The organism is Exiguobacterium sp. SH5S13 (assembly GCF_004337085.1).
Classification (GTDB): domain Bacteria; phylum Bacillota; class Bacilli; order Exiguobacteriales; family Exiguobacteriaceae; genus Exiguobacterium; species Exiguobacterium aurantiacum_A.
In genome coordinates, this window is record NZ_SJUS01000033.1 from 1 (window position 1) to 13,272 (window position 13,272).

Annotated in this window: 10 protein-coding genes and 1 pseudogene; 1 reads left to right on the forward strand and 10 read right to left on the reverse strand. The window is 40.6% G+C overall.

Annotated elements, in window-relative coordinates; genetic code table 11:
• Positions 1-350 precede the first annotated feature (350 nt).
• Together EVJ30_RS15205 and EVJ30_RS13860 are read right to left on the reverse strand one after the other, a co-directional pair.
• A complete protein-coding gene (locus tag EVJ30_RS15205) occupies positions 351-506 on the reverse strand; it encodes a hypothetical protein (protein ID WP_161568849.1) in 156 nt (51 codons plus the stop codon).
• Positions 507-749: 243 nt separating this feature from the next.
• Positions 750-1,601 carry a hypothetical protein gene (locus tag EVJ30_RS13860; RefSeq protein ID WP_131458676.1) on the reverse strand — a complete coding sequence of 284 codons (852 nt, stop codon included), beginning with the start codon at positions 1,599-1,601 and terminating at the stop codon, positions 750-752.
• 758 nt (positions 1,602-2,359) lie between these two features.
• Here EVJ30_RS13860 and EVJ30_RS13865 point away from each other — a divergent pair.
• A pseudogene (locus tag EVJ30_RS13865) lies at positions 2,360-2,485 on the forward strand (IS3 family transposase); the annotation flags it as partial.
• Between the two features lie 132 nt (positions 2,486-2,617).
• On the opposite strand, the gene EVJ30_RS13870 reads toward EVJ30_RS13865, so the two are convergent.
• From EVJ30_RS13870 to EVJ30_RS13905, 8 genes are all read right to left on the reverse strand, one after another.
• Positions 2,618-3,421: a hypothetical protein gene (locus EVJ30_RS13870; RefSeq protein WP_131458675.1), complete on the reverse strand. Its 804-nt coding sequence runs from the start codon at positions 3,419-3,421 to the stop codon at positions 2,618-2,620.
• Complete coding sequence (locus EVJ30_RS13875; protein ID WP_071399740.1) at positions 3,418-4,194, reverse strand: ParA family protein; 777 nt, start codon at positions 4,192-4,194, stop codon at positions 3,418-3,420. The genes EVJ30_RS13870 and EVJ30_RS13875 overlap by 4 nt, the downstream gene beginning before the upstream one ends.
• Entirely contained in the window at positions 4,191-4,880 is a 690-nt protein-coding gene (locus EVJ30_RS13880; RefSeq protein WP_071399739.1) for a hypothetical protein, read from the reverse strand. Before EVJ30_RS13880 ends, EVJ30_RS13875 begins: the two co-directional genes overlap by 4 nt.
• Positions 4,877-5,659, reverse strand: a complete 783-nt coding sequence (locus EVJ30_RS13885; protein WP_131458674.1) for a ParA family protein — start codon at positions 5,657-5,659, stop codon at positions 4,877-4,879. The genes EVJ30_RS13880 and EVJ30_RS13885 overlap by 4 nt, the downstream gene beginning before the upstream one ends.
• Positions 5,660-6,363: 704 nt before the next feature.
• On the reverse strand, positions 6,364-7,428 hold the full coding sequence (locus EVJ30_RS13890) for a hypothetical protein (RefSeq protein ID WP_161568850.1): 1,065 nt from the start codon (positions 7,426-7,428) through the stop codon (positions 6,364-6,366).
• A gap of 851 nt (positions 7,429-8,279) precedes the next feature.
• Entirely contained in the window at positions 8,280-9,614 is a 1,335-nt protein-coding gene (locus EVJ30_RS13895) for a hypothetical protein (protein WP_161568851.1), read from the reverse strand.
• A 930-nt stretch (positions 9,615-10,544) separates the two neighbouring features.
• Complete coding sequence (locus tag EVJ30_RS13900; RefSeq protein WP_131458671.1) at positions 10,545-11,141, reverse strand: YcxB family protein; 597 nt, start codon at positions 11,139-11,141, stop codon at positions 10,545-10,547.
• A 1,047-nt stretch (positions 11,142-12,188) separates the two neighbouring features.
• On the reverse strand, positions 12,189-12,797 hold the full coding sequence (locus tag EVJ30_RS13905) for a hypothetical protein (RefSeq protein WP_131458670.1): 609 nt from the start codon (positions 12,795-12,797) through the stop codon (positions 12,189-12,191).
• Positions 12,798-13,272: the final 475 nt, after the last annotated feature.

Genomic DNA, 13,272 nt, shown 5'->3' on the forward strand with positions numbered 1-13,272 from the left:
TTACAACTGCGAACGCGGTCAGTGGAACCTAAAAAAGATGACCCCGGAACAATATCGGGGCCATCTAATCGCCGCATAGGACATACGGGCTTTTTATTAAACTGTCCATTTTACGGGGCTCAGTTCAAATCGATGCTTCGAACACGTTTCAATTCCACTATGACTTTATTTAGTTAATATCGAAGGGAATCACGTGTTCTCCTGCAACAATCTCCTCTACTACAATTAATGCGGCACGTGTAGAGTCGACAGGTACCTCATAGGTCAACGTGACCAAGGACGTTGAAGGGACTCGAAGCCAAGAGTTATGTTCCCAGCCTTCGGTGTGTCACCACGTACCGCCACAGAAACTAACTTATATCCCCGAGCGACTTAAGCAGGAATCGGGACGATTTTCTCGATGCTGACGAGTTCATCACGGCCACACCGAGTGTCGCTGCGATAGAACCGACAGCGAGCTTGAAACGACGCTCGGTCCGTCTCGTGTTCACCTGCGTCCCACGCATCGCCTGATACTGCAAAACGTGACGGCCATTTGGGCCGGCAGTAATGCGCCAATCAGGCCCGTCAGCACGGGGACGAATAGCGTTGCCTTGAGGATAACAATATCACTTCTACTTTCGTTTATGTTCTGCCACATGATCTCCTTCGTCCTAAGCATGGCGATGAGGAGCAAGACACCCATCGTGCATGATTCCCTCCTCGAGTTCGACGTAGTTTCTGAGGAGTGAAGTGAACATGCGCTTCAATTATGTCTCAAGCTCATTAAACACAAAAAAATGGAATGCTTGAGTATATTTTGCCATGTAATGTTGAAGTTCATCGTCCAAGAACTGCTTTCTTTTATTCATATACTCACCAACTTCTCGAAAATCAGGTTTACATTCACTAAAGTTTTCTGGTGTAACGTGTTGTATGATTTCTCTAAAATACGAGTGAAAAATTTTATCAAACTCAATTAGTTTTAATGACCATTCTTGTAATTCAAAGGTTCTTTTCGTAAGTAGCGAGAATGAATATTCCTCGTCTTGTGATAAATCTGTTCTAATAGCAATTAGAGAGTTTGTATATTGAACATCAAGCTCAGGTGTATGCATTATTCCTCTATGTTTTATATAGTTATATGACCTTCTTATTTCTTGAGTTAAATCATTTTGGAAAAACGAATTTATGTACTCTCTTATTGAGTCATCGGCATATCTTCTTAATAGTTCATTCAAAGATTTTATACTACATAACCCAGCATATTTTTCATATAAATCATTATCTTCCATAAATAAATAAGAGGAATCTCCCCAATAAAACCACAGTACTTGCCAAGATAGATCTATTGCATAGTTATAATAAGCTAATGAATTGGCTAGAAATCTTGATCTAACAAACGTTAAATGTGTCTCATCATGCTGAGAAATCATCTCCCCATAATTATCAACTTGATAGAATGATAAATTAGTTCTTGCATTAGCAATCGAATGATAAACATCCTCTATTTTAAATGTTGAATATATTATATGGGGATCATAGACCACATAATGATGTTCCTCAGGAAAATAGTCTCGCCAAAAATGAATATCATGCGTTTCATATAAATTATCTATCATTTTATCTCCTTATCATATTAATTTATTTTAAAGAAATTCTCAGTTATACAGTCAAATTTATTTTATACTCTGCTCAGTTCAAAAATTGTTAGACATGTCGTTTCAAATCCAACTCCTCGTCTTCTAGCTTTTAGGTGTGCTCGCAGAACTCATTTTTTGAGCAATTTAAAGTTATATTTTTATTTTCTACAGAATTAAGATTCTTGTTAGTCATGTTATTCTTCGATTCCACTTCGAATAGTCCTCCTCTTGTTTTTATGTTCTATCAAACTTTTTAAAGTATTTCCGTCATAGCACTTCAAAATAGTCATAAAAAAACACCATTCGGCCGAATGGTGTATATCGTTAGACGTATCCACATTTTTGCTTTTGACGTTACGCTTACAGCTACGTGCACACCACTAAAAAAAGCCTAGGAGCAAAGATGATTTTTAAAAATAGCTTTTGTAATCGTGACATAAATGAGCAACTGTACAATGAGTGATTTTATCTAAACGGCGCTAGACGCTCACGCATGAGCTTAAATCACCATTCCTTCTCCCTTAATCCATCTTCAGGAACTCCCCAATCCTCGAACCAATACTTGATGAGTCAATAGACGTGCATCATTTTATACTCAAATACACTCTTTGATAACTTCGAGACTACAATACTGATGTCTCCATTTGCAACAACCCATGTCCCGTATGGATATCATTAAAATTTACTTTTTACCCAGATAGATTAACAACCGGAAGTGAAGTTAGTTCCATGCCTATCGCGAACTCACCTCGGCCATCGAGACCTACATCTCGTTCTACAATCACAATCATTTCCAGAAACGAATAAACGGATTGAGCCTTGTCGAATACAGGGCTCAAAAAGCCCAGATCGTTTTTCATTAGTTGCCCTTTCTACTTGATGGGAAGCAGTTTAATACAAAAACATCCCGATTTGATACGCATAACGAAAAGCACTGTAGATTCTGCCACGAAATAGTAGTTAAGCGAACATTTATTAGCTAACAAATAACTTAATCACGATTCATTCAAATATTTACTTAAAGCACGACGAATGATTTCATCTTCTGACACATGTGCCTTTTGCGCAGCTTGTGTTAATCCGACGTATAAAGGATCTGTCAAATCAGTAAAGCGAATTTGTACACGCATTGGCTTCACTGGTTTAGCTTCAACTTCGAGCACACGTTGCTCCTGACGTTCGATCAACATTCGTTTTACTTCACGGAGCTCTTCACGTGTCATCTCGTACACGGTCTTATCTCCTGAAGCAGTGTAATATTTTTTATTCTCGAGCAGCGCGAGCTTCGGATCTTCTGGCCACGACAACAACTCAGCAAGTTTTGTCGCACTGAAATCTTGCTCGAGAGTCTTCTCTAAGATGTTCGGACCAAACGTGTTCCAAAAGGCTACGAAGCGACTGACTTGAGGGTGTGACATTCCAATCTTGTTTAAAAAGTCTTTCCAAGTTCCTTGTTCTTTTTGGAACTCTTTTTTTGTTTCAGGATCACGGAATAGACTGTTCGCATGGGCAAGTATACGACACTTTTCGACAAAACTAGTCGCTTGAATCGCATCGATATGATTGTAATATTGAACGATTCCATCCATGTCCTCGGGAAGCCGTTTCGTGATGATACGCGACAATCCTGTCGCTGGGAGGGCCTGATAAGGGTTCGACACGGTCGTCGTCGCAGAGAACTCTTTCACGGCCTCGACTTGTTCCGTACGGCTATCCGTCGCTTGTTGATTCTGATTCACCGGAAGGTTGGCACTGAACGTCGAGATTTTAGGCGTATGTTTCTTTCGGTTACGTGTCATAAAGCAAGTACCTCCTGAGCAAGTAATAGATAGGCGTCTGTGGCTGGGCTCTTGTGATCAATGACGGGACGAGACTCTCGCTGCAACGTCTGAACCTTCACCGCATAAGGAATCGTCGTCAAAACAGGAATACCGACCTCTTTCCCGAGTTCTTCAAGTTCTTCGACTGTCGTGACATCCCCCTTCGAGCGGGCACTCACCATCGTAGGGATGAAGGCAGCGATATGAATGTCTTCCCGGAATCGTTTCATCTCTTCCAATTCTTCTGGTGCCGAATAGACGGCATCCATCGAGAACTTCTGCATCTGTACAGGCATCACGATGCGATCCTGAGCGACGAGTGCGCAACGGGCATAGGGATTAAGGGCAGAAGTCGATCCTGGACAATCGATGAGACAGATGTCAAACAGTTCATCAATTTTGGCGAGTTCTTCGCTGAGTCGATACTCGTACCCGATCTGGCTCGTCAGGTCACTCGGTGAGGCTGAGCGTCTCGTCGGAACAAGATAGACCGTTCCCGTCTCATACTCGCATGTCACGATGACCTGTTCGATCGGTGTATAGAATGGATCATTCTCTTCAAGCAGGCAATCGAGTAACACCTTGCCTTCATAATCGTTTGTCAGACCGAACCCATTTGTCGAAGAGGCCTGGTCGTCCGCGTCGATGACAAGGACACGTAATCCGTCGCGTGCATAGGCATGAGCCAAATTGATGGTGGTCGTCGACTTCCCGACGCCGCCCTTTCGATTGTACAATGCGATTTTCTTCATGATTCGTCTCCTCGCTTATCGTCTGTGACGTCGATGATATTGTCGTTCACGGTCCGCTCGATGATTTCCGTCAACAGCTCACTTACACTCCTGTTTTGTGCATGCGCATACTGTTGGAACTGATCGGACAGATCCGACGGGATTCGTGCAGAAAGAACCGCAGATGGTTTCTTCGGTTTTTGAAACGGGCTGACTTTGACCTTCGATACAGATTCACGTGTTTTACGGGCCTCACGGATTTGTTTGACCGTCAATTCGTCGACACCTCGAGACTCGCCGTCGATATAGAGTCCCTGTTCGACGACTTCCTCGACATTGTCGAGATACATCAGTTCAAACAGCTTGGAAGCCGGCAAGCTCGCAAGGGATGCTTCAAGTGGATGTAACGTCTCATATGCTTTGATATACCGGGATGCAAGAGAACTCGACATCGAAACGGCTTCGAGAAAACCGATCCATTCTTTTTTGTCATGCATCTCAGAACGGGCGATGACCAGCCGCTTCCCGATCTCGAATACAGAAATCGTTTGAACTTTTGAGAGCTCATTGATTTCATGGACGAGGTCTTCGACTTCTTTCGACACCGGAAGTTTTTGAACGAGTGTACTGATATTCGTCAAACCGCTCTGATATGGATGCTGCTCACTCGGCTTAATTTTATGAATGTTTCGGTTCCGTGCCTTCATGACGTCCCACCTGCCTGTTGAACGACTTGTTTGGCTAATAGTCTAAACGGTTCAGCGAGTCCCTTCGATTCCTTGGAGCGGTACTGGATGACACTCTTGCCACTATCGGCAGCTTTCTCAATGAATGTGGATCGTTTGATCATCGGAAGGATCTCTATTGCCTCCTCCTTCGCGATGACTTCCATTGCTTCATAGTATTCTTTATCTGCCTTTAACGAAGCATCCATGGCGACAGGAAAAATTCCCGTGATGACGAGGCCCGGATTATAGAACTTCTTCACTTTTTGTATGGTCCTTACCGTACTCGCAAGTTGATCGAACACGAGCTTCTTCGGCATGAAAGGGATGACCGTCATATTTGACGTCGAAAGCACGACTTTCGAGAGTTCATTGATCGATGGGACCGAGTCTAGGATGATCCAATCAAACTCATCCTCGAGCGGTGCAATCATATCTTTTAATAGAAAGAGCTTGTCTTGCTCAGAGATCAAATTGATCAACCTCGCATTTCGTTCATTCGAGGGGAGAAGACTCACGTGATACGTCTCATCGTCAAACAGGACTTCTCGGATATCGAGATTGCGTGTATGTACATCAAACATCGTCATATACTTGATCGTGTCAGATTCTTTTAACATCAACTTACTGAGTGAGCCTTGGGGATCCAAATCAATGATGAGAACTCGTTGTCCCAGCTCACCCAATGCGTAAGCCATATTCAAAGAACAGGTCGTCTTGCCTGATCCACCTTTCGATATGTAAAACGTGAGTATGTTCATCTTCTCTCCCCTTTCTCTTTCATATCATGTCACATTCACTCTTTCCATTCAACACAAAAACAGCAAAGACAATGATAAATTCAATATAAAAATGTATACAATAATGATTTGGATTTGTATACGATTTTTGAATCTGAATATTTTTTGTATATGTTTCGACGTCGAATTGTATACAGAGAAATTTTTGACCTAGGTATTTATACAAAGTTCCTGTTGTGAACGTCATTCATATTTGTAGATCTCTTTTATAGAATAAATACGTGGCACATCTGAACATGCTTTAAATAATAGAAGAAGAGATAAAACCATATTCTTCTGAGTTAAAAAAATATAAATAGATTAGAGAGAGTTAAATAAAGATTAATAGAATTAGAAAAAGAAGAGGGTCGCTCAAGCCAGTCGTACCAATCCTTCTGACGATTTAAGTGAAAAGAGATATTTCAAAAGCGCCATCGTTTCATTCACAAAGGTTCATTTTTTTTCAACGCTGATTTGAGAATTAAAAAACAAGAGAAGATTTAATTCAGTAAATCCTTGATTACTTAACTGTTTGGTTTGATTTTTTTCCTAAAAGTAAAAAAATGCAGATTCAGTATGCACTGATGACTTAGAACGAATGGGAAACAATACAAACAGAAGGAAACACCTGAAAGAATGGGTCATTTTCATATATACTTTCAAAAACGAACATGACAAATAGACCATCATGCGATAGCCAATTTTGCCTGGTTCTCTTTTAGTCGTTGATGGAGATAGAAGATCGGTTCTTCAAAGAACAGCTTATGGGTGCTCGAGTGGACCAAGTCCTCACGATGGTGTAGGAATGCCTGTTTTAACTCTTCGACGACCCGTTTGAATGTCTCGGCCCCGAATGTATCGCTCATCGAGAAGAGTGAATCACGGTTGACCTTGAGAGCATCAAAGTCGAAGAACTCCCCTACTCGCTTGCGCATTTCGAACCAAACGAGCTGAACTTCAGTGCGGTCTTTCTCTTTGATCTGCTTACTGTCTTGCGCAGCCGATAGCTGGACTTCAAGTAAGAGCGGTCGTGTCGCGTCTTGGACTCGTTTCTTGAGCGAGATGTTCTGTTTGACCATATTTAAGAAACGCTTACTGTCTTCAACAAGCGACACTTGAAGGAATTTGAGACCAGACATCATCTTTTGGATGGCGAGCTTATGGCCACAGTATTTAGGAAGGAATCCTTTGATCTCATCGTAGGTCAGGATGGCCTGTTCATTTGACTGGACATGAACGTCTTTTTCGACCTGGACGATTGTCCGTAGCGCGAGTCGTAACGTGTTCACATTATCAAGCGCGATTAATTCGGACAAGAGACCGTGCCAAACAGACGTATACCCGGTCTTCGAAACGACCACAGCAACGTCTACAAACAAATCACGATAGTTTTCAAGGTAATCCGTCAATTGGATTGAAATCACTCCTGGGAAGTGACGGATGACCGTCATGAGGCCATTCTGTTCGAAGGTCTTCAAGTTGTTATGTAGGGAGCGGACCGACGTACAGGCAAAATCCGCGACCATGTGGTCTTCGATGAATTCAAGCTTCCCTTGGTCGTCAGCGTAGGCGAGAATAGAGAGAATATGACGGATTCGAGACTTGGTCCATTTGAAGGCCGTGAAACAGGCCGGGATGTTATAATGATGCTGCTCATAACGATAGTGATCTGGGCGTTTCGTCCAGCGTGTCAATCCGCTCATCGCGACCAATAGTTTATTGGCGATTAAAATGTGTCGATTCGTCTCCATCATCTCTCCTACACCTCCCCTATCCTAAAATATGCTAGTTTCAGTATCCAGCTCTTTCAAGATAGTGTCAAAGTGCGTTTTCAGTACGGCATTTTGTTACCAAAATGAAAAATTCGTTGATATAAAGCCATTTTGAACCAAGAAAAATATGCGTTTTCAGTACGGTCATTTGTTACCAAAATTGATTCATCCGCTCTACAGCGCCATTGCTGTAGAGAATAGAGTAGATTTTTTTAGATGGAAAGGAGAAAAGTGTAGTTTCGGTACGGTGTTTTGTTACCAAAAACGAAAAATTGTAAGTTTGGTACGGTCGTTTGTTACCAAAAGAGAAGGAAATGTAGTTTCAGTACGGTCATCTGTTACCAAAAAAACAAAAAGAGTCTCAAAAATTTATTTTCTAAAGGGCGAGGAATCCATAAAAATGTAGTTTCGGTACGGTGTTTCGTGACCAAAATAAGAAAATGCACTTTCAGTACGGTCATCTGTTACCAAAAAACGAAAAGTGCAAGTTTGGTACGGTCATCTGTTACCAAAATCGTTGAAATCTGATATAAAGGAAAGCCATATTCACCAAGAAAGGCGATTTGATTGAATATCTATCGAATCTTAAGATGAAGATTTAGGGAAGATAGATTCAAACCAGCGCCATTTTTTAAGAAGAATGAGAGGAAAGTGTAAGTTTGGTACGTTACAAGAGAAGATATAATTCAGGATGTCCGACGATACTCGACATCATTGGACGTGTTGGTTCCAACTTCACTGTTAAATTCGAATCGTCGTGATTCATGTGAAACAATGAAGTAGATTAATTAAAAAAGAACCCAGATAGACTAGGTTCTTCTAGATAACAGTTATAACAGTAACGTGTCCGCATGACCTGGCAATTCCCAAGACTCCAACGGATAGAAGGTGAAGAAGTAATAATCGCCGGAACGGTGCCAGTCCTTCAGGATGAAATCATGTTCCTTGATCCGATCCAGGTTCAATTCAAGCTCTTTCAGGTTGTCGGCCTTTCGGACCTTGTTGAATCGAATCGAATAGGTGAACTGACGCCAGTGCCTTCGCACTGGTTGTTGCTCCCCTGTCTGGATGGAGCTCATCCGTTCTTTTTGTAGGACGAAGGCCAGATGATAGGCGAAGCTGCCTTTCAACTGTTCGATCTGTTCCCCATAGATGCTGACGATCTGTTGTTTCAACAGGTCGTCGTAAATCTCCTCACTGACCGTGACGATGACCTGGCTCTCGGCTAATGTCGTCGCATTTTTAATGGTCACCGAGGAGAACAGGCCTCGGATGAAGAAGTCCCCGTCCTCGTTGTGGCCTGCGACCCGATAATAACCGAGCTTCATGAGACGTTGCGTCGTCAAATCGTAGCTTTTCCCACTATCGTTCGCATACAGCTTCTTGACGAGCTGCGAGAGTGGGAAGATGATTTTCCGGCTAGTCTGGAACGTCATGTCCCGATACGCCAGAATCTCTGTGAAGGCCTCGAAGTCTTTCGAGTCAAGGTCCGGCACTTTCCCGTTCAATTCTTGGATGAATTCTTTGCTCACAAGGACCGAAAGGTGGTCGGGAATACCTTTCTTATATTTCGGGATCACCGTGTCATAGTTCTGAAGCTCGAGATTCAACTGCGACGCTTCATTCAGTTTCTCATCCAACAGGTCCGTCTGGTTCTTGATGCGGTCAGACATGCCGAAGAATGGGATATCGACGGCGAGCGTCGGAGAGTGGTGCGCCGTCGGTTGGTTGAGATCGACCTCTTTGGCGACCTCCCAAAGAATCATCAAAACGTCCGTCTTGAGTGAGGTCTTCTTCTGATTCACCGTCTTTTGGGACCAGTAAGGATACGTATGGATTAACAGATTCGGATTCTCAGCCCATTCTTTCAATTCTAGGATGCATTGTTGCATATAACCTTCGATGGTTTTCACGTGAAACTCTTTCAGGAAGGCTTCAGGGCCGACCAAATGATGATATGCGGTAATCATCTCGAACCGGGCACGCAATTCTTTCTTCGGGCCACGCCCCTCCTCATAGTTTCGGATGGAGGCCTGCACCCATCGTTTCTTTAGCTTGTTGAATGAATGATAACGTATCTTCTTATAAGAAGCTTCTAGATTTTCGAATTGATAGTGCTCTTGATAAAGTGTCGTGACGAATTCCTGGATATCAAAAATAGACACGCTGTGGAGAATCTCCTCCATACGATGCCTTTGAATAGCCGTGACCGCTTGAGAAATGATGAGTTGTTGCGAGCGGCCATTGGAGGTTGATTGAGTCTCCATATTGATCACCTCTTCTAAGGATAAATATAGCACAAATTAAGGCATATTTTTTTATCCAATTTAAATTATTTCAAATACCGTAGTTTTCATAAAAGTGTGCGCCGGCGCACACTTTTGGAATATAAATATTGTGGATAAGGCGATTTCTTATCCTTTCACTCTGTTTTCGACAATAAAAGAGAATAAAGATGCTTTGCAAATAACTAAGCATCATGATGTGTCAGCGCTCTTGAATTATTTTTTTTAGGATTATTTAAAACAATTTGATCGGTTTTAAATCAAAAGTGGGCTTAGCATGTGTTTGAGACATACCAATGTTTAGACTCTCTTTTTTTTAGGATGTCCAAATTTGTTAGTTCATGATACATAAAAGCATTTAGAAAAGTGTGCGCCGGCGCACACTTTTGAAGAACGAAAACCAGAAAGAACTGAGGGTTGATATGCAGACGGGGTTAAAGAGGAACATTGATTAAAAACATTAAACTGAAAGTGTGCGCCGGCGCACACTTTTTTGGATTGTTCAATTATAATAACGTTTATAGTTTTTTGAAGAATCAACTCATGTTAAAAATCAACCCGATTCGACTGAACATCACGTCTATGCTGATAAAGTTTATTTTTGTATCTTAGAACGTTGTAATACTTTAAAAAATGAGAAGCTTAAGTATTATAAGCAGCACTTATGAAATATATAAAAAACCGTCAAAAGATAAAGAAACCATAGATTTATCTTTTGACGGGAAGTTTCAAAATACCTTATTCAGTTATATGTTTGTTAGTGAAGACTTTGTCCGTTATGAGCATTAGGACTTTCGTATAAATAGTTAATTACATTCCATTTTTCTTAAAATCATTATTCAAGCGTTGTTCTATCAAATCGTAAAACGCTATATTCTCTGATTCATTTAGAGTAGGAATGATTTTGGGGACAATGATTGCCTCGTTCGTTTCATAGTATAAAAAGAAGTGACCATCGTCTTCACCAACGACCTTAATTGAATCCCATGGCACATCAGTTTTTTTGATCCCACTTTTAAAAGAAGAGCTTACGTGAACCCCGGTTTCATCGAGCTGCAACGTCACATCCCGTGGCCATCTTGTATCATTTTTATACGCAGATTTGAGTTTGCGAAGCGTGACGAAATCGTAATACTTTCCGATGAACGGTCTCAATAGAATGACGGGGATAATGGCTAAACATACTACGATGAGTTTAAATATATTCTCCGAATTCAAATAGAGAGAATAAAAATAGAGAGACATCGGCAATATGATATGGAGAACAATAAAGCCGAACAAGAAGACCATCATGGCGAGTGCGATGGTTGTAATATTGTATCTAGCTTTATGATGCTCGGTCCTCTTTAAAGAGTCTTTCTGTAAGGCCATAAAGTCTTCAAACGTCAATTGATATTTTGTATCCATCCTACAGCTCCTCTTCTTCCATATAAATAAAATTTACTTACATAATGCTAACCTAGGTCAACCGTAACAGATTATTTACGTTATTTTCCAGCGATATGACTTTAATCATATTTTGTATAAAGAGTGTACATATCTTTATTTGTTAAAGAATGTGGGCACTATCAGGTAGGTATACAGTGACAAATACTTATTATCATTTCAAATAAAGCAGTTTTTGAAGTTCAGAAAAGAGCTTAGTTTGATTTATGAAATAAGCTCTGTTTCATGGGGACAGTCTAATGAAAAGTGCCTCGATTTCTATGCGGCGATCAGCTGGCCTCTGCATTGTTACGGGATCATCTTTTTTAAGTTCCATTGTTTGCCTTCGCTGTTGTAATAGTCGATATAGGCGTTAACCATTAAACGAACCTCGGTGAGGTCCAGTGCCGATCGCTGGTCGACAAGGTCCTTCAGGTGCTTGTAATGAGACTAGATCGGTGCGTTGTCGAGACCGTTCCTACGACGTGCCATAGACTGGAACAACCCCAGCCCGCGAATCTGCGATTGATAGGCCGGATAAGTATAGTGAAACCCTTAGTCCGAATGGTCATCGCATCAGGATGTAAGTTCCTGTGATGGTTCTCTTCCAGATTCTTCATCGTCTGAAAGACGATGTCTATGTGAAGGCTCGTCGACATATGGTGCGCCACGTCCTTCACATAAGAGAGATAGACGTTCTGCTACTTTCGTGTCGGGAGATAGGCGATGTCCGTCACGAAAACCTTGCCCGGCCTGGCTCGTTTTGGTCGAACTGACGGTTCAGACGATTTTGAAGTTTTTAAATGTTCAATCCTCAAACCCCTCCGTAAAAGTTTCAAGTCCAACTTTTACGGAGGGGTTTAGTAGAAAGTGCTTTTATTTATACGGTTTGAAAGGCAAGTCAATTTTTATTCATCGTTTAAGTTTCACGCCATTTATATTATCAGTTGTAATAAGCTATGGATTTCTTGCTGTCCGCATCAACTTAAATTCGAGCTTCAAATAAATTACTTGCTAATAGTTAAAGAATCAACTTAAGAATTGTCCGTGTCTATTGTTTGCGGCGATTATGTCAGAGGATAAGTATTGATTGAGCAGGTCCCGAAGCTTTTGTTTCTCAGCCTTACTTATTCTAGCATCGCTAATAGGGACGATTACTCCCTCTTTAGATTCAAGATAGTATAAAAACAGACGAGTTTTGTCGTTACCCAATCTTTCAATAGATTTCCAACTAACCTTAGTGATTTTTTTAATTTGATTATTGATTGAGTGGATTTCTATTCCAGTTTCTTGAAAGTGCAAAATTAAATCTCGTGGAAAGCTATTGTCTTTTTTTAAAACGAACCTATAAATTAAGAGCCTCACAAAATCGGAAATTTTGCTTATAGCCGGCATCATCAATACAATAAATAAAACACCTCCAAATGCTCCCAGGATAGGAAGTATGTCATAAAATGAACTTGTCGAAGAAGTCGGTTTAAATAGAAGTGAAGCAAGGAATAACCCAATCCAATATACAATGAAAATTGTTGCGATGATTAAGGTGGTCTTTTTTTGTCGACGAGACCTTGTTTTATTTAAATAATCCTTTTGTAGTGCGATAATGTCTTCATAAGTCAATTGGTAGTTAATAATCATTAAGATTCTCCTATTTTCATGTCATTATTTTTATAATCACTTATGATTAATTTTTTCTGAAATCTAATACAATGTACTAAGTCTAAATACGTTTTGTTATTTACATTTGATGCATTAGGATTCCGTTATATTCTGAAGAAAAGTTCTCCTCACTAGATATAAAATTATATCTTATTTGAAAGTAACATAGTTCTGTTCTTTTCATAAACAACTTACCTTCATATAAAAATCCATAACATACATTTTAAGTTCGTTTCACTACCATCCCAGCGGCTCCTTAAGTCCAAGTACCTCTATAATCTGGTGAAGATAATTATTGAAAGGTATTTAAAAAACAAACCCCATGAAAGCTAGAATTTCATGGAGTGTTGATCTTTTGAGTTTATTTAAATAATATTTGGCAATCCCAAGGGGCACACACATATAATTAATTATAATTTTATATTTTTGTATGAAATTGAATAATAAAGATAAT